The following is a 15,209-nucleotide window of genomic DNA, read 5'->3' as shown; positions in this document are numbered from 1 at the left end:
CTCATCATGCGGAGGGAACAAATTTCACCCAGACCTGATCGCTCGGCCCGATCCGGTGCCCCGGGAGCGGACTCTGTTCCACTGCCTTGCCGCTCCCCAGAAGACGCACGTTGAGCCCCCGCTCCTCCATCGACTTGAGAACCTGGCGCATGCTCATCCCCCGGAAGTTCGGCATGACGACACCCTCGCCCTCCTCGACGATGGCCCCCTCCGATGCCGGCCCAGCCTCTTCGGAGACCGTCCGGACCGCCTTGGCCTCCACGGTCTTCGGTTTGCTTCTCACGATGGAGTCGGGAGGCACCTTGAGGTAGCAGAGGCTCTGCAGCGCAATGGCGCTGAATGCCGGCGCCGCAACCACGCCACCGTAGGGGCTTGTCTTCGGTTCATCCACCACCACGAGGATCGTCAGTCGGGGGCGGTCAGCGGGGACGAAACCGATGAATGACGCCGTCCGCTTGGTAAGCGAGTAGCCCCGGGTGACCGGGTCCACCTTCTGGGCGGTTCCCGTTTTCCCCGCGACGCGGTACCCTTCCACCGCCGCGTTGGTGCCGGTCCCCCCTTCGACGGCAACCCCCTCCATCATCCGGGCGACGCTCTTGGCCGTCTCGGGCGAGATGACGCGGTGTCGGGGCTGGGGTCCGAAGGAGGTCACCACGTTCCCCTCGTTGTCGGTAATCTTCTCCACCAGGTATGGCTTCATCAGCACCCCGCCGTTGGCAATGGCGGAAAAGGCCGTTGCAAGCTGGACCGACGAAGCGGTAACCCCCTGGCCGAAGGAGATGGTGGCGAGATCGATTCCGTACCAGGATGCTGCGTTCCGCAGGCTTCCGGCTACTTCCCCCGGCAGGTCGACGCCACTGCGCTCGCCAACGCCGAAGTTCTTGAGGTACGCATAGAGACGGGATGCCCCGAGCCGGCTCCCGATCTTGGCGGCGCCGATATTGCTCGAATACTTGAGTATCTCGGCAATGCTGAGGCGGCCATACTTGTGAGTGTCATGGATCGTGCGCCCGCCGATAGAGTAGCTTCCCCCCTCGCAGTTGAAACCGTCGGTGGGCCGGATCACCTTCTCCTCCAGGGCCGAGGCGATCAGAAAAACCTTGAAGGTGGAACCGGGCTCGAAACTGTCGGCCACGGCCCGATTGCGCCAGACCGCCGGCGGAGCAGAGGCAGGGACGTTCAGGTTGAAGGTCGGGTAGTTGGCCATCGCCAGCACCTTGCCGGTCTGGGGCTCCATGACGATGGCGGTTCCCGCCCGCGCCCCGCTCCCCACGACCGCCTTCTCCAGCTCTTTTTCGGCGATGTACTGGATGTTCTTGTCCAGGGTCAGGACCACGTTGTGGCCCTGGGCGCCATTCTGTACCACCTGCCCCTTGAAGGCGACGTCGCGTCCGAGGGCGTCCCGCTCGGTCACCAGATAGCCGGTACCGCCGAGGATGGTCGAATCGTAGCGCCGCTCAACCCCTTCGAGCCCCTCGGGATCAAGACCGGTGAAGCCGATGACATGGGCGGCGATTTCCGAGTTGGGATAGAAGCGCTTCGTCTCCTTGACGAAACCGACCCCCTCGAGTTCCAGCGCCTTGATCCGCTTGACGACGTCGGGGGTCAGCCGACGCTGGAGCCAGACAAAGTTCTTGTTCCCCTGAAGCTTCCTGAGGGCGGTCTCCTTCGCCATGCCGAGCACCGGTGCCAGCTTGGCGGCGGCATCGTTCAGGTCCTCGATCGATTTGGGCTCGGCATAGCAGGAGTCCATCTCCACCGAAACGGCCAGTGCGGCGCCGTTCGCATCATAGATGGTTCCCCGCGCCGGGGTGAGGGGGACGATTTTTTGGTGCTGCCGGTCGGCAAGCTTGAGGAGGTAATCCCGCTTGACCACCTGAAGGTAAAAGGCACGACTTACCGTCAGGACAAAGAGGAGAACAAAGAACCCCCCGATGAACCGGATGCGGAGAGTCGTCCATTTCTCCGCGTCGTACCTCATTTCACCACGACCACCTGCTGATCGGTGGGGAGCGCCATGCCGAGCTCCCCTTTCGCCACCGCTTCGATGCGGGCCGGCGTCTTGAGCGAGGCGACCTCAAGCTTGAGGCGGTTCTGCTCTTCCTGGGTCTCCCGCAGGAGCCGGTTCGCCTCGGCGATCTCCAGATTCAGGTCGATGACCCGCACCCGGGACCAGACGTGAAAGGCCGAGACGAGCGTCAGGAGTACCAGCACTGCCAGAAGATACGGAAAAAGCTCCCCCCGCTGGGCATACATCGTCTCCAGCCTCTTCGGGGCCGCCACTTTGCTGAAATCTGTCCGTGCCTGTGCCATGTCCGCCCTCCTGCTCATTCCATCCATCACAGCTTCTCCACTGCCCGCAACTTCGCACTGCGCGCCCTCGGGTTGTCCGACACCTCGTCGCTGCCCGCCATGACCGGCCTGCCGGTCAGGACTCGGAGACGGGGTCTGCCACCGCACACGCAGCGGGGAAAATCCTTTGGACAGGTGCATCCCTGGGCGAAGCGCCGGAAGGTGTTCTTGACGATCCGGTCCTCCAGGGAGTGAAACGAGATGACGACCCCCCGCCCCCCGGGCGCCAACAGCCCGATACCGGAGGCCAACCCCCGCTCCAGACTCCCCAGTTCGTCATTGACGGCAATCCGGAGGGCCTGAAAGGTGCGGGTGGCCGGATGGATTCGCTCTTCCCACTTCGCCTTCGGAATTGCACCCTTGACGACATCGACGAGCTGGAAGGTCCTCTCGATGGGGGAGGTCTGCCGTGCCTTCACGATGAAGTCTGCAATCCGCTTCGCCCACCGCTCTTCACCGTAATCCCTGATGATCCGGGTCAGCTCCCCCTCGTCGAGTTCGTTCACCAGATCGGCGGCCGTGACACCGGAGTCGGTGTCCATCCGCATATCGAGGGGTGCATCGGCCTGGAAGCTGAACCCCCGTGATGCCGTATCGAGCTGATGCGAGGAGACCCCCAGGTCGAGCAGAAACCCGTCGATTGCCGCAATCCCCATCCCGGCGAGTGCCTCGGCCATGTCCGCAAAATTGCGGCCGACCAGTCGAACCCGCTCACCGAACGGGGTGAGGGCGGCGCCCGCAGCCGCCCGGGCAGCCGGATCACGATCGAAGCCAATCAGTATGCCGTCGGGTGAGGAGGCTTCCAATACCAGCCGTGCGTGCCCTCCGCCGCCGAGGGTGCCGTCAACGTAGATGCCGCCCGGCCGGGGAGCGAGGTATTCCACCACCTCAGCCGGCAGGACCGATCGATGGCCGAATCCCGTCACCTAAAGCCCCAGCTCGGCCACCGCCTCGGTGTCGGAGGGGAAATTCTTCATATCCTGGATACGGACCTTCTCCCGCTCCGCATGGCTCCAGACCTCGATCTTGTCCATGATGCCGACAAAGAGGATATCCCGCTCCAGGGCAGCGCTCTTGCGGAGGTGGGGGGGGATGAGCAGCCGGCCGAGCTTGTCGACGCTGCATTCAGTCGCCGGCGAGACAATGGTCCGCATGATGCTGTTGCGCTGGGCAGAGGTAAGCCCCTTGCTGCCGAGGAAATTTTCCTCGAATTCAAACCACTTCTTGTAGGGGAAAATCAGGAGGCCCGAACTGAAGGCACCGCCCCCCAGATCCACCGGAGACGAATTGGTGATGAAGAATCGCTCGTCGCCGTAGACATCCACGAGCACCTCCCGGAACTTGGCCGGCAGGCTCGTCCGCCCCTTGGCGTCGATAGTTGTCTCGCAGATCCCCCGGAACATCCGTGCGGCACCCCTTTCCACAATTTACCACAATTTACCACTTCGTGGCACAGATCATACCGGCCGCCCCCGGGGTTGTCAAGGCAAAACTGGTACCGAAACACGTTTTTTTATTGTGCTTTTTCAGACACTTATCAACCATACCCCACAAGGGATGCCGGCAATGACACCGAAAACACCTCCCCGGCACGGAAGGTGAAAAATGCCCACAGGAGACGGAGTTGGATGAAAATCTTCGTGGAATAATCGGAGGCGGTGGGAAACCGTGGGAAGCGGAGGGTCAGAAAATGAAACGGGGGGCGCGAAGCCCCCTCTTATTTGTCCTTTTTTCGATCGAGAAGCGAGACCACCTTCCCTCCCCTGGCCGGCTCCGTCTCCTCGGCGACGGGAGGGTCCACGGGAGGTGGAGAGGGGGGCGGCACTTCTTCCCGCTCCACGGGGGATTCTACCTTTTCCAACCGGACCGGGGTCCCCCCCATGGTGAAGGGGGTGCCGTTGATCTGCACCTCCTCAAGGATCCAGGTATAGACCTCCAGCGGAACCGTGAGCACCAGGAGCTTCACCCGCCACCAGCCGGCCTTGACGTCGGGGGCTACATCCTCGATCCGGGCGTAGAAGCCCGGCTTGTTGTCGATATGGACCAGCACGAGGTCACTGATCGTCGTTGCCATCGATCCACCTTTCACTGTACCTGAGAATTGGTTCCCCCCGGTCCATCACGTCCCGCTCGTAGTTCATGAGGAGCCCGTGCATGAAGCGGTTGCCGAAAAAGCGCTCCAGCTCCCCGTAGAGGTCACGGAGTTGGCGCTCACGGCGGTAAAACTCACTGATCCGCTCCTGGTCCCACCCTCCCTCGACCCGCTCACAGTTGTAGGTCACGCAGTTAAAGGGACGAAAAGAGGGCGCCATCATGCACCCCGCGCCGTCGAGGTACGGACATGCCTCCCCGCCGAACCGCGGCACGAAGAGGGGCTCCGCCGCCGCCAGGAAGACCAGGATATCGACAACCGTCACGTGATACTTCCCACGGACGCAACACTCACCGCCGCACGAAGCGCAAATCGTTGCGCACTGCATCGCTTCGGCAAGGCGATGCAACTCCCCCTTGGTGCTGCGGATCGCATCGACAGTGGCGTCCACCCTGCTTCTGAGCGCCATCGGCAGGGCGCGGTATTCGGCCGCCACGGCGGTCACCGCCCGGGACCAGACCTCTCTGTCGTCCACGTGCTTCCTCCACGACTGGATAGAGCTTTGGGGTCACAAGTAAAAAAATTGGCTGAAGCAGTCCGTAAGCCGGGTTCTGTTCCCGCCGCGGGTTACCCCGGGACGGACGATGACCATTCCTCTGGGACCGCCGTTACCGACGGCCTCAAGCAGCCAACCCGGAAGCATGGGCGGGCCACCCTTGACGCTTCCCTATTCGGCCTTGCTCCTGGTGGGGTTTACCTGGCATCCGACGTCACCGCCGGACCCGGTGAGCTCTTACCTCACCCTTTCACCCTTACCCGCCGAGACGGGCGGACTTCTCTCTGTGGCACTATCCCTGGGGTCACCCCCGCTGGACGTTATCCAGCACCACGCCCTCTGGAGCCCGGACTTTCCTCCCTCCGCAAGCGGAGAGCGGCCATCTGTCCTGCTTCAACCAAACCGGTGAGGCCGGGGCAAAACGACGGCGGTGCGGACCCGCGCCCCACTGCCACGTTGTGCGCGACCTCGGACTATCGAACTACCCCTCCGGGTGAACCACCAGCATCCGCTGGCAATGGGGGCAGAGCACCAGATCGTCCCCCCGGAACAGGCTATTGTAAAGCTGCGGGGGAAGATTCATGTTGCAGCCGGCGCAGTTGCCCGCACGGGCCTCCACGATGGCGACTCCCTGGCGCCGCTGCCGCAGGGCCTCGTACCGCTTGAGGAGCGACGAAGGGATCGACTTCGCCGTCGACGCCTTTGCTTCCGCTTCGGTGGCGATTTCCTGGTCAAGGCGGTCGAGATCGGCCTGGACCTCCGCTTTACGGGATGCCATGTTTTCTTCGAGGGAGGCAAGATCGGCGGCGCGCGCGGCGACATCGGCCGAGAGCTCCTCGATCTGGGCCGATTTCTGGAGAATCTGCTCCTCCAACTCCCCCTTGAGTTTCCGGGCTGCGGTCACTTCCTTGACCACCGCCTGATACTCCTTCTGGGTCTTGATCTCCTTCTGGCGCGCCTCGGAACGGTCGATATTGTCGTTTTCGGTCGCCAGATCGCCCTCAAGCCCCTGCTTCTCCTCCTCAAGGCGGGCGATCTCCCCCCGTTTCTCCTCAACGGCGCACCGTGCTTCCTCCACCTGGCGATCGAGCTCCGCCAGCCGTTCCAGCAGCGTCTGCCGCTCGGCGTGGCGCCCGTCGATCTTCAGATCGAGCGCCTGCAACTCCTCAAGTAAAAATAAGTTTTTACGCACCCCACAACCTCCCCTGACCGCTGTAATGATTTCCGGATAAACGGCCCCTCACCGCCAGGTGAAAGGATCCCGTTCTCCCCTGAAAGAAACTATCTCCGCGTCCAAACGGCGCGATGCCAGATCGGCCCGCACCCGCTCGGCCACGCTCTCGACCATGGGAACCTCGCTCCCGAAGTGTCCCGCATCCAGAACCGCGATTCCGAGTGCCTCGGCATCCCGGGCCTCGTGGTACTTCACGTCGCCCGTCACAAGGATGTCGGCCCCCTGCCGCTGGGCGTCCCGCAGCAGCGACATGCCACTGCCGCCGCAAAGCGCGACCCGCTTCACCCGATGGCCTGCATCCCCCACAAACCGCACCCCCGGGAGACCGAGACGCTCCCTGACCTCGCCGGCAAAGGCAGCAACCGTTGTCTCCTCCCCCAGTTCGCCGATCCGGCCAAGCCCCCAGGAAACTCCCTTGTTCAGGAGCGGATAAAGATCGAATGCCGGCTCCTCGTAGGGATGGGCCTTCAGCAGCGCGGCAACGGCGGCGGAGAGCCGGTGTTTCTGCACGAGAACCTCGATCCGCGACTCGTCCACGTATTCCCGCGCCCCGATCTGGCCGAGAAATGGCCGCGCCCCTTCCAGAGGCGTGAACGTCCCGGTGCCGGCAGACTGGAACGAGCATTCGGCGTAGGGACCGACCCCGCCGCCGAACCGGAAGAGAGCCTCGCGCACCGCGTCCTCATGTCCCGTCGGCACGAATACGGCGAGCTTCACGTACTCCTCGCCGGCCGTAATCCGAAGCGGCTGGGGGTTTTGGAGACCGATCAGCCCGGCAAGGAGATCATTCATCCCGCCGTCGGCAATGTCGAAATTCGTATGGAGCGAGATGACGGCCAGGCCGTTAGCGGCGGCTTTCAGGATGAGGTTTCCGGCAGGATCGGCGGCGGAGAGGCGTTTCAGGGGGCGGAAGATGAAAGGGTGGTGGGTGAGGAGAAGCTGGCACTCGCTTGAGATGGCGGCGGCGAGGGTATCGGGGGTTCCGTCGAGGGCCACCATGATCCGGTGGACCGGAGCGGCCGGGTCGCCGACCATGAGCCCCACGTTATCCCACTCTTCCGCCAGATGCGGTGGAGCAATTTTATTAATGATTCCAAGTATGTCAGATACTTTTGGCACTATCATCGGCAACAAAAGAAAAAGAGTGCCAGCCTGGGGCGCGCACTCTTTTCCGCGTCTGTATGGAGATTGTCGTTCAACCGGTACTCTCGGGGCATCCCCGTATCATCCTGGGTTATTTCGGGTGGTGGGCCCACCAGGACTCGAACCTGGGACCGACCGGTTATGAGCCGGTTGCTCTAGCCAACTGAGCTATAGGCCCGAAACATGAACGTTCATAGTACGCAACGGCGCGCGGAGTGTCAAGGCTTTTCAGAGCCCCAGTTTCCGCCCGATTGCCCCGGCGCACCGATGGGATGCCCCTTCCTGACACCGCTGCTCCCCCAGGATGCTGGGGCGATATGACGAGGATTTTCGACGACCGCCTCTCCGCCATCGCCACGGGGGAGAGTGGTCAGTAGAGGTCGTACTTCAGGAGCCGGCACTCGATGGGGCCGTTGAAGAGGACGATCCGCCGCGAGGCGCGCAGCCCCACCTCCTTGGCGAGATCGAGCCCGCCGGTGAAGAGCCAGGCGGTGTACCCCGCACAGCGCTGCTTGAAGATGTCACCCACCTGGCGGTAGAGCTGCTTCAGCTGCTCCTCCTCACCGAGACGGCAGCCGTAGGGAGGATTCGTGAGAATCATCCCGGGAGGCGGAGGGGGGAGAAGGTCTCGGACATCGGCACAAGAGAAGGTGACGAACCGCTCCACCCCGGCCCGGCGGATGTTCTTCTCCGCGGCAAGGAGGACTTTCTCCTGCAGGTCGCTCCCGAGGAGGGGAGCGGCAAGGGTGCTTCGCTCGACCTCGCGGGCCTCGGCAACGAGGCGCCGCCAGGCGGTCTGCTCGAAGCCGGGCCAGCGCTGGAAGCCGAACCGTTCGCGGATAAGGCCGGGGGCGCGGTTCAGGGCCTTGAGGGCCGCCTCGACAAGGATCGTCCCCGAACCGCAGAAGGGGTCGACGAGCGGAACGGTGCCGTCCCATCCCGAAAGCTCCACAAGGGCGGCAGCCAGGGTCTCCCGCAGCGGGGCCTCGCCGGTGTCGGCGCGGTAGCCGCGCTTGTCGAGCCCCGCTCCCGAGCTGTCGAGACTTACGGTGCAGCGGTTGCGGGCGAGGTGCACGTTGACGAGGAGGTCGGGATCCTTGGGATTCACATTGGGCCGTCGGCCGCACCGATCGCGGACCGTGTCCACGATGGCGTCCTTTGTCTTGAGAACCACGAATCCGGAGTGGGTGAGGGCCGAATCGCGGAGACTGCACTCCACCGCCAGGGTCATCTCGGGGGTGACATAACGCTCCCACGGCAAGGAACGGACCCCGTCGTACAGGCTCTGGGGTGTATCGCACGGGAACTCGGCGAGGGGGACGAGGATCCGGCTCGCCGTCCGGAGCCAGAGGTTAGCCCGATAGCAAGCGGCCAGATCGCCGGTGAAGCGAACCCCTCCCCGCTCAGCAGCGATGCCGGCAAGGCCGAGGGCGGCCATCTCGGCAGCCAGCACCTCTTCCACCCCCCGGGCGGTGGTGGCAAAGAACGGCTGGGTGGCGGGGAAGAGCGGTGGAGCGGCTTTTCGCTTTATGATCATGCGGGATGGTCCTCGGAAAGAATGGCGTCAATGGCGGCGACCCCTTCGAGGGCGCCGCAGGGAAGCGAGAGATGGGGCGGGCGGATACGGGGCTCCCGCGGATTGATCCGCACCGCCAGGGCTCCGGGGAGAGAGCCGACCTCCTCGGTCAGGTAGCGGATGGTCGGGATGGCGGTACCGGCCCCCATCTCCACTACGACGAGCCGTGCTCCCCGGTTTTCCGCCAAGAACTCGTCGAAATGGCGCTGCTGGCGGGCCGCGCGGTCGTTCACCCAGGCGTAGTCGCCGAACATGAGGATGTTGGGGCGGGCCACGGCGCCACACCGGGAGCAGCGGGGGATGCGCCCCGCCCGCATGGACTCACCGTCCACCGGAATTTCCTCCCGGTTTTCCCATATGGAGTCGGAACAGGGCGTGGTGCACTGGAGGTGGTGAATCGAGCCATGAACCTCGAGGATCCGATCCTCCGGGAAGCCGGCCTTCTGGAACTGCCCGTCCACGTTGGAAGTGACAACGAAATGATCGAGCTCGAACCGCTCGATCCACCCCCGCAGGATGGCAAACCCGGCGTGGGGAACCGTCTCCCGATAGAGGTTTGTCCGGTGTCCGTAGAACCCCCAGCCGAAGGTGGGATCACGCTCGAAATGCTCCGGGTTGGCGGCCCCGACAAAGGTAATGCCGAGCCTTTCGTACGGTGGATACGCCTTCCAGAAGCCCGCGTCGCCGCGAAAATCGGGGAGACCCGAATCGACTCCCATCCCAGCGCCCGCGGTGATGACAAGGGCCCGGGCATGCCGGAGCGCCTCCGCGGCCCGGCTGGCGTCCCGTAGCGCCATGGCGGCTCCCTCCCTCAGATCCCGACCCTCACCAGGACCGGCTTCAGCAGCCGCACCACCTCCCGCGGCTCGATCCCCACGAGGTATCCCCGCTTCCCCCCGTTGAGGTAGATGCGCGGCAGTTCCACGATCGTCTCCTCCAGGTAGACCGGCATATCCCGGCGGGTCCCGAAGGGAGACGTCCCCCCCACCAGATAGCCGCTGTGGCGATTGGCCGTCTCCGGCGCGCAAGGAGCGACACTCTTCACGCCGATCACCCGGGCCAGCTCCTTGGTCGACACCTGGCGGTCGCCATGCATCAGGACGACAAGCGGATTCTTCGCCTCATCCTCCATGATGAGGGTCTTCACCACGGCGTGCTCGTCCACTCCCAGCTCCCGGGCGGAGACCGCCGTCCCCCCCTTCTCTTCGTAGGCGTAGAGGTGGTCGGTGAAGGAAACCCCGGCGGCACGCAGCGCGCGCACCGCCGGGGTTACGGGTGTTTTTTCCCTGGCCATGGTGGCCCCTTTCGGATGGCGGTCTGCGGCACTTTCTCGAACATACCCCGATCATAAAGAAAGCCGCCCGGGGACCCCGGACGGCCTCTTCCCGTTAACCGGCCAATTTGCTTACTCCACGAAGCTCTTGAGCTTCTTGCTCCGGCTCGGGTGGCGGAGCTTACGCAAGGCCTTGGCCTCGATCTGCCGGATCCGCTCCCGGGTCACCTCGAAATCCTGTCCCACCTCTTCCAGGGTATGGTCGCTCTTCTCGCCGATACCGAAGCGCATCCGGAGCACCTTCTCCTCCCGGGGGGTAAGGGTGGCGAGCACGCGGGCGGTCTGCTCGGAGAGGTTCGCCTTGATGACCGCCTCCAGGGGAGAGACGACCCCCTTGTCCTCAATGAAGTCCCCGAGGTGCGAATCCTCCTCTTCCCCGATGGGGGTTTCGAGGGAGATCGGCTCCTTGGCGATCTTGAGGACCTTGCGGACCTTGTCGAGGGGGAGGTTCATCCGCTCGGCGATCTCCTCCGGCGACGGCTCGCGGCCGATCTCCTGCACCAGTTGACGGCTGGTGCGGATCAGCTTATTGATGGTCTCGATCATGTGGACCGGGATCCGGATGGTCCGGGCCTGGTCGGCGATGGCGCGGGTGATGGCCTGCCGGATCCACCAGGTGGCGTAGGTGGAGAACTTGTAGCCCCGCTGGTATTCGAACTTGTCCACCGCCTTCATGAGGCCGATGTTCCCCTCCTGGATGAGGTCCAGGAACTGGAGGCCGCGGTTGGTGTATTTCTTGGCGATGGAGACCACGAGCCGCAGGTTCGCCTCCACGAGCTCCGACTTGGCAAGCTTCGACTTCGCCTCACCCCGTTCGATCGCCTGGAGCGCGGAGGCGAGCTCGCTCGCCTTGAATCCCGACTCCAGCTCCACCTTCTTGAGCTTCTTTTCGGTGCCGGCGAGCCGCTTCTCGAGCTTCGGCACCTCGTCGGCGGGGACCTTGAGCCGTTTTTCGACATCTTTGGCGACTTTTCCCCCTGCAGCGATGGTCTTGATGTCGCCGGAGGAGATGCCGGCCTCGGCCTCGATCTCGGTGATTTCGGCGCGGATCTTAATAACCTTGACCGAGAGCTCCTTGAGGCGCTGGGCGATCTTGGTGATGTGGCGGTCCTTGAGTCGCAGCGATTTCACGAGCTCCGCCACCTTCGCCTTCAGTTCCTGAAGCTCGCCGGCAAGCTCGTCGCGGCGCTCGGCGGCGAGGGCCTCGTCTTCCAGTTCGCCGTTGATCGTCTCCAGCCGGAGGTCATGGTCGCGAATCTCGTCGATGATGGTAAGAAGGCGGGTCTTCTGGACATCCTCCTCGTCCTCCTCCAGCTCTTCCTCTTCGACTTCCTTGCTGATCTCGGCGGGGGTGATCTGGAATTTGCGCAGCTTTTCGCCGAGGGCAATGATCTCCTTGACCGTGATCGGGGTATTGAGGATGACGCGAGCCATATCGCCTTCCCCCTCCTCGATCCGCTTGGCGATCTCGACCTCCCCTTCCCGGGTCAGCAGCGACACCGACCCCATCTCGCGGAGATACATCCGGACCGGGTCGCTCGTGCGCCCCAGCGCGCCCGGCTCGAACTCCATCTCCTCCTGCTCCCCCTCGACCTCCTCCTCTTCCTCGAGGTCGAGCTTCATCTTGGAGATTTTCACTTTCTGGGCCGAGTCGACAACGTCTATATCCATCTCGCCGAACATGCTCATGACATCGTCGATCTGTTCGGAGGAGATATCGGGAGGAAGCAGGTCGTTTACCTCGTCGTAGGTCAGAAACCCCTTCTCCTTCCCGAGATCGATCAGTTGTTTCACTTCATCCGTGCTTTTCTTGGCCATTAAAGTTCACCTCATTGCACACTGTTCTATTAAGATAACTGCGATTTCCTGTTTCGCAAGGCATCGATCTCTGCCAGCAGCTCCCGGTAGCGGGGGGAGTCGGGATCGGCGGCGGCGAGCTCCCGGGCCAGCTCCTTCATCCCCTTCAGCGACTTCCGCTCAAGGGCCTGGCAACACTGTTCGAAGGCCTTGTGGAGATCAACGTCCGCCAGGTGCTCATCGTTGACGAGGGATGAGGCGAGGCGTCCCCGCTCGTCGGGAGAGTCGACGAACTCCAGCAGCTCCCCCCAGTCAATCGGCTCGCCGGCACCGTGCCGCGCCAGAATGGCATCGGCCACCGGCAGGAGCTCGGGGCGAAAGAGCTCCGCCGCACCGTGGGCGCGGACCCGCTCGGCGATCTCCGCATAGCGACCCATGAGGGAGAGGAGCATCTCCTCGGGGCCGGTCCCTCGTGCGTGCCGGGCCGGCTGCGCCGCCGGCCGGACGCCACCGGCGCCAGGGGCGTTCTTCAGCACCATCCGCACGTCGACCCCTAGGATGCGGGCAAACTCGCGGGCGTAAAGTTCCCGCTCGACGGCGTTGGCAACCTTTGCCAGCCGTGGCGCCACCTGATCGACGACCAGCGCCCTCCCTTCGACCGACCCCGTGTCGGTCTGCCGCAGCAGATCCCGGAAAAAGAAATCGATCACCGGGCGCGCCTTGGCAAGGCGGGCCGCAAAGGCGTCGGCCCCTTCACTCCGTATGAAGCTGTCCGGATCTTCCCCCGCTGTCAGCTCCACGACGTGGGCCGGAAAGCCGGCCTCCAGGAAGAGGTCGAGGGCCCGGAGCGTCGCCTTTGTCCCTGCACTGTCGGCGTCGAACAAGGTATAGGCTTTCCCGGCGTACCGCTTGAGGAGCTTCAGGTGCCCGTCGGTCAGCGCCGTCCCGCAGGTGGCCACCACGTTCCTGATTCCCGCCTGGTACAGGGCCAAGTGGTCGAAGTACCCTTCCACGATGATGGCGCTCCCGGACTCGCGCAGCGCCCCCTTGGCAAGGGAGACGCCGAAGAGCACATCGCCCTTGTGGTAGATGGGAGACTCGGGAGAGTTGATATATTTGGGCAGCGAATCGTCGAGGACCCTGCCGCCGAAACCGATGGCCCGGCCGTGGATGTCGGAAATCGTGAAGAGAAGGCGGTTGCGGAAGGTGTCGTAGTACCCTCCCCCCTCCCGCCGCCGCACAAGGCCGAGCCGCTCCGCCTGCTCCAGCGAAACCTTCCGGTTCTGGAGATGCCGGGCGAGATAATCCCACCGGTCCGGTGCAAAACCGAGCCGGTATGCCTCGGCAGTCTCGGCGCCCACGCCGCGCCGCTCCAGATAGCTTCGCCCCGGCGCTCCCTCGCTTCCCCGCAGCAGGAGGTCACGGTAAAGCTGCACCGCCGTCTCGGCGATACCGTGGAGCTCCTCCCGTTCGTCCTGGCGCCGCCGCTCGGCCGCCGACGCCGGCCGGTCCTCGATCTCGACCCCGACCCGTTTGGCGAGAAACTTCACCGCCTCCGGAAACGACAGCCCCTCCATCCGGGCGACAAAGGTTATGGCATTTCCCCCGACGCCGCAGCCGAAACAGTGAAAAATCCCCCGGGCCGGGTTGACGTTGAACGAAGGGGTCTTCTCTCCGTGGAAGGGACAGAGCCCCTGGTAGTTGGCTCCCGACTTCCGGAGGCTCACGTAGTCGGAAACCACCTCGAGGATGGAGGCCCGCTCCCGCACCTCCCTGATCTTATCGTCGGGAATCATCGACATCTTTAGTCCGGATTCCCTTTTTCCGCTCCGGCAGAGCCGGATTTCCCCCTCCACCCTTCGACGATCTCCGTGCCGCAGGCAACAAAGGCCCGTGCCGTGGCAGACGTTGCGATGCGATGCCTGATCCCTTCCGGCACCGGCCTGAAACTGGCAAAATAGAGGAGCACGCAGAGCACGAGCCCCCCCTGGAGCAGACCGAAAACGATCCCCCCGATCCGGTTGATCCCCCCGAGGAGGACGATCTTGAGAATGACGGTCAGGAGATGCCCGAGCAGGAAGAAGATGAGGCTGAGCGCCAGGAGGATGGCGAGAAACGCCACAGCGGAGGAGACCCGCGACGGGAGGTGAATCAGGTGCCCCATGGCCGCACCGACCGGAGCGGAGTAGGCAAAGGCGGCCCACCCGCCGACCACGAGCCCCAGCAAGGAGCAGACCTCGCGAATCAGCCCCTTTGAAAAGCCCTTTACGGCGAATGCCAGTAAAACGGCCCAGAGCAGGATATCGACAAGGCTCATTCTATGCCCCTGACATGGTCTTGAGGGTAAAAGAAGAAGGGGCAATTCAAAGAATCGCCCCTCTTCATCACGATACGTTACGGAAAGGATGGGGAAAGAGCGTACGTTACGCCAGCTTTTCCTTGACGAGGGTGCTGATCATCGAACCGTCAGCCTTCCCTGCCACCCGCGGCATGAGGACCTTCATTACCTTCCCCATGTCCCGGGCACCCTGGGCACCACTCTCGGCGATGGCCGCAACGACCAGCGCCTCCACTTCCTCGCGCGTCAACTGCTGCGGGAGGAATTCGAGAAGCAGCGCCAGCTCCCGCTCCTCTTTCTCGACAAGATCCGTGCGTCCCGCCTCGCTGAAAAGCCGGATCGACTCTCGACGCTGCTTCACAAGGGTCGACACGACCTCGGTGATCTCCTGATCCGAGAGTTCGTGCTTCACCTCGATCTCCCGGTTCTTGACGGTGGAGCGGACAAGGCGGATGGCGGAGAGACGGACTTCGTCCCGCGCCCTCATGGCCCCTTTCATCTCCTCGTTCAGTCGATCCCGCAGCAGCATGCGATCCGGTTACTCCATCATCTTGCGCTGTTTTTTCATCGCCCGCTTGCGCGCGGCAATGGCCTTTTTCTTTCTCTTGATGCTTGGCTTTTCGTAGTGCTCACGCTTGCGGACCTCGGAAAGGATTCCCGCCTTTTCGCACTGCTTCTTGAATTTCTTCAGCGCAAGCTCAAACGGCTCAGTTTCTTTTACCTTGACACCCGGCATTCATATTCCCCTCCCTCCTCTATGTAAAATAGCCCCAGGGGCGTATAGAAGA

Annotated in this window: 16 protein-coding genes, 1 tRNA gene and 1 other RNA gene; all 18 read right to left on the bottom strand. The window is 63.5% G+C overall.

What is annotated here, in order from left to right; genetic code table 11:
• Window positions 1-4: 4 nt before the first annotated feature.
• The 18 genes from GPICK_RS02330 to rpsU all read right to left on the bottom strand — a co-directional run bounded on the left by GPICK_RS02330 (window position 5) and on the right by rpsU (window position 15,157).
• The gene (locus tag GPICK_RS02330) at window positions 5-1,981 is read right to left on the bottom strand and encodes a penicillin-binding protein (protein ID WP_039740176.1); all 1,977 of its coding nucleotides are present in this window, start codon (window positions 1,979-1,981) and stop codon (window positions 5-7) included.
• Window positions 1,978-2,313, bottom strand: coding sequence for a cell division protein FtsL (gene ftsL / locus GPICK_RS02325; RefSeq protein WP_039740174.1), 336 nt, complete (start codon window positions 2,311-2,313; stop codon window positions 1,978-1,980). The genes GPICK_RS02330 and ftsL overlap by 4 nt, the downstream gene beginning before the upstream one ends.
• A 26-nt stretch (window positions 2,314-2,339) precedes the next feature.
• The gene (gene rsmH / locus GPICK_RS02320) at window positions 2,340-3,278 is read right to left on the bottom strand and encodes a 16S rRNA (cytosine(1402)-N(4))-methyltransferase RsmH (protein ID WP_039740172.1); all 939 of its coding nucleotides are present in this window, start codon (window positions 3,276-3,278) and stop codon (window positions 2,340-2,342) included.
• Complete coding sequence (gene mraZ, locus GPICK_RS02315) at window positions 3,279-3,755, bottom strand: division/cell wall cluster transcriptional repressor MraZ (protein ID WP_039740170.1); 477 nt, start codon at window positions 3,753-3,755, stop codon at window positions 3,279-3,281.
• A gap of 314 nt (window positions 3,756-4,069) precedes the next feature.
• Window positions 4,070-4,426: a hypothetical protein gene (locus tag GPICK_RS02310; RefSeq protein WP_039740168.1), complete on the bottom strand. Its 357-nt coding sequence runs from the start codon at window positions 4,424-4,426 to the stop codon at window positions 4,070-4,072.
• A complete protein-coding gene (locus tag GPICK_RS02305) occupies window positions 4,407-4,979 on the bottom strand; it encodes a hypothetical protein (RefSeq protein ID WP_179944513.1) in 573 nt (190 codons plus the stop codon). The genes GPICK_RS02310 and GPICK_RS02305 overlap by 20 nt, the downstream gene beginning before the upstream one ends.
• A 50-nt stretch (window positions 4,980-5,029) precedes the next feature.
• Window positions 5,030-5,395, bottom strand: an RNA gene (rnpB, locus tag GPICK_RS16765) — RNase P RNA component class A.
• A gap of 86 nt (window positions 5,396-5,481) precedes the next feature.
• Window positions 5,482-6,192, bottom strand: coding sequence for a zinc ribbon domain-containing protein (locus tag GPICK_RS02300; RefSeq protein ID WP_039740166.1), 711 nt, complete (start codon window positions 6,190-6,192; stop codon window positions 5,482-5,484).
• A gap of 48 nt (window positions 6,193-6,240) precedes the next feature.
• On the bottom strand, window positions 6,241-7,359 hold the full coding sequence (locus tag GPICK_RS02295; RefSeq protein WP_039745155.1) for a Nif3-like dinuclear metal center hexameric protein: 1,119 nt from the start codon (window positions 7,357-7,359) through the stop codon (window positions 6,241-6,243).
• A gap of 119 nt (window positions 7,360-7,478) precedes the next feature.
• Window positions 7,479-7,555: transfer RNA gene (locus GPICK_RS02290), tRNA-Ile, on the bottom strand.
• A gap of 192 nt (window positions 7,556-7,747) precedes the next feature.
• Window positions 7,748-8,914, bottom strand: a complete 1,167-nt coding sequence (locus GPICK_RS02285; protein ID WP_039740164.1) for a THUMP domain-containing class I SAM-dependent RNA methyltransferase — start codon at window positions 8,912-8,914, stop codon at window positions 7,748-7,750.
• The gene (locus GPICK_RS02280) at window positions 8,911-9,750 is read right to left on the bottom strand and encodes an SIR2 family NAD-dependent protein deacylase (RefSeq protein WP_039740162.1); all 840 of its coding nucleotides are present in this window, start codon (window positions 9,748-9,750) and stop codon (window positions 8,911-8,913) included. Before GPICK_RS02280 ends, GPICK_RS02285 begins: the two co-directional genes overlap by 4 nt.
• Window positions 9,751-9,764: 14 nt before the next feature.
• Window positions 9,765-10,247 carry a Cys-tRNA(Pro) deacylase gene (gene ybaK / locus GPICK_RS02275; protein ID WP_039740161.1) on the bottom strand — a complete coding sequence of 161 codons (483 nt, stop codon included), beginning with the start codon at window positions 10,245-10,247 and terminating at the stop codon, window positions 9,765-9,767.
• Window positions 10,248-10,358: 111 nt separating this feature from the next.
• The gene (rpoD, locus tag GPICK_RS02270; protein WP_039740160.1) at window positions 10,359-12,104 is read right to left on the bottom strand and encodes an RNA polymerase sigma factor RpoD; all 1,746 of its coding nucleotides are present in this window, start codon (window positions 12,102-12,104) and stop codon (window positions 10,359-10,361) included.
• A gap of 29 nt (window positions 12,105-12,133) precedes the next feature.
• The gene (gene dnaG / locus GPICK_RS02265) at window positions 12,134-13,885 is read right to left on the bottom strand and encodes a DNA primase (protein WP_039740159.1); all 1,752 of its coding nucleotides are present in this window, start codon (window positions 13,883-13,885) and stop codon (window positions 12,134-12,136) included.
• A gap of 2 nt (window positions 13,886-13,887) precedes the next feature.
• Complete coding sequence (locus tag GPICK_RS02260; RefSeq protein ID WP_052263246.1) at window positions 13,888-14,400, bottom strand: CvpA family protein; 513 nt, start codon at window positions 14,398-14,400, stop codon at window positions 13,888-13,890.
• 106 nt (window positions 14,401-14,506) lie between these two features.
• On the bottom strand, window positions 14,507-14,950 hold the full coding sequence (locus GPICK_RS02255) for a GatB/YqeY domain-containing protein (RefSeq protein WP_039740158.1): 444 nt from the start codon (window positions 14,948-14,950) through the stop codon (window positions 14,507-14,509).
• A gap of 9 nt (window positions 14,951-14,959) precedes the next feature.
• Entirely contained in the window at window positions 14,960-15,157 is a 198-nt protein-coding gene (gene rpsU / locus GPICK_RS02250) for a 30S ribosomal protein S21 (RefSeq protein ID WP_039740157.1), read from the bottom strand.
• Between the last annotated feature and the right edge of the window lie 52 nt (window positions 15,158-15,209).

The organism is Geobacter pickeringii (assembly GCF_000817955.1).
GTDB classification, from domain to species: Bacteria; Desulfobacterota; Desulfuromonadia; order Geobacterales; family Geobacteraceae; genus Geobacter; species Geobacter pickeringii.
Note: the sequence above shows the minus strand (reverse complement) of the source record. Positions and strands in the feature narration are given on the sequence as shown.

What these genes read in the sequence shown, in the direction of transcription:
- GPICK_RS02330 (WP_039740176.1), bottom strand. Translation starts at nt 1,981, where the DNA reads ATGAGGTACGACGCGGAGAAATGGACGACTCTCCGCATCCGGTTCATC.
- ftsL (WP_039740174.1), bottom strand. Translation starts at nt 2,313, where the DNA reads ATGGCACAGGCACGGACAGATTTCAGCAAAGTGGCGGCCCCGAAGAGG.
- mraZ (WP_039740170.1), bottom strand. Translation starts at nt 3,755, where the DNA reads ATGTTCCGGGGGATCTGCGAGACAACTATCGACGCCAAGGGGCGGACG.
- GPICK_RS02310 (WP_039740168.1), bottom strand. Translation starts at nt 4,426, where the DNA reads ATGGCAACGACGATCAGTGACCTCGTGCTGGTCCATATCGACAACAAG.
- GPICK_RS02295 (WP_039745155.1), bottom strand. Translation starts at nt 7,359, where the DNA reads ATGATAGTGCCAAAAGTATCTGACATACTTGGAATCATTAATAAAATT.
- GPICK_RS02285 (WP_039740164.1), bottom strand. Translation starts at nt 8,914, where the DNA reads ATGATCATAAAGCGAAAAGCCGCTCCACCGCTCTTCCCCGCCACCCAG.
- GPICK_RS02280 (WP_039740162.1), bottom strand. Translation starts at nt 9,750, where the DNA reads ATGGCGCTACGGGACGCCAGCCGGGCCGCGGAGGCGCTCCGGCATGCC.
- ybaK (WP_039740161.1), bottom strand. Translation starts at nt 10,247, where the DNA reads ATGGCCAGGGAAAAAACACCCGTAACCCCGGCGGTGCGCGCGCTGCGT.
- rpoD (WP_039740160.1), bottom strand. Translation starts at nt 12,104, where the DNA reads ATGGCCAAGAAAAGCACGGATGAAGTGAAACAACTGATCGATCTCGGG.
- dnaG (WP_039740159.1), bottom strand. Translation starts at nt 13,885, where the DNA reads ATGTCGATGATTCCCGACGATAAGATCAGGGAGGTGCGGGAGCGGGCC.
- GPICK_RS02260 (WP_052263246.1), bottom strand. Translation starts at nt 14,400, where the DNA reads ATGAGCCTTGTCGATATCCTGCTCTGGGCCGTTTTACTGGCATTCGCC.
- GPICK_RS02255 (WP_039740158.1), bottom strand. Translation starts at nt 14,950, where the DNA reads ATGCTGCTGCGGGATCGACTGAACGAGGAGATGAAAGGGGCCATGAGG.
- rpsU (WP_039740157.1), bottom strand. Translation starts at nt 15,157, where the DNA reads ATGCCGGGTGTCAAGGTAAAAGAAACTGAGCCGTTTGAGCTTGCGCTG.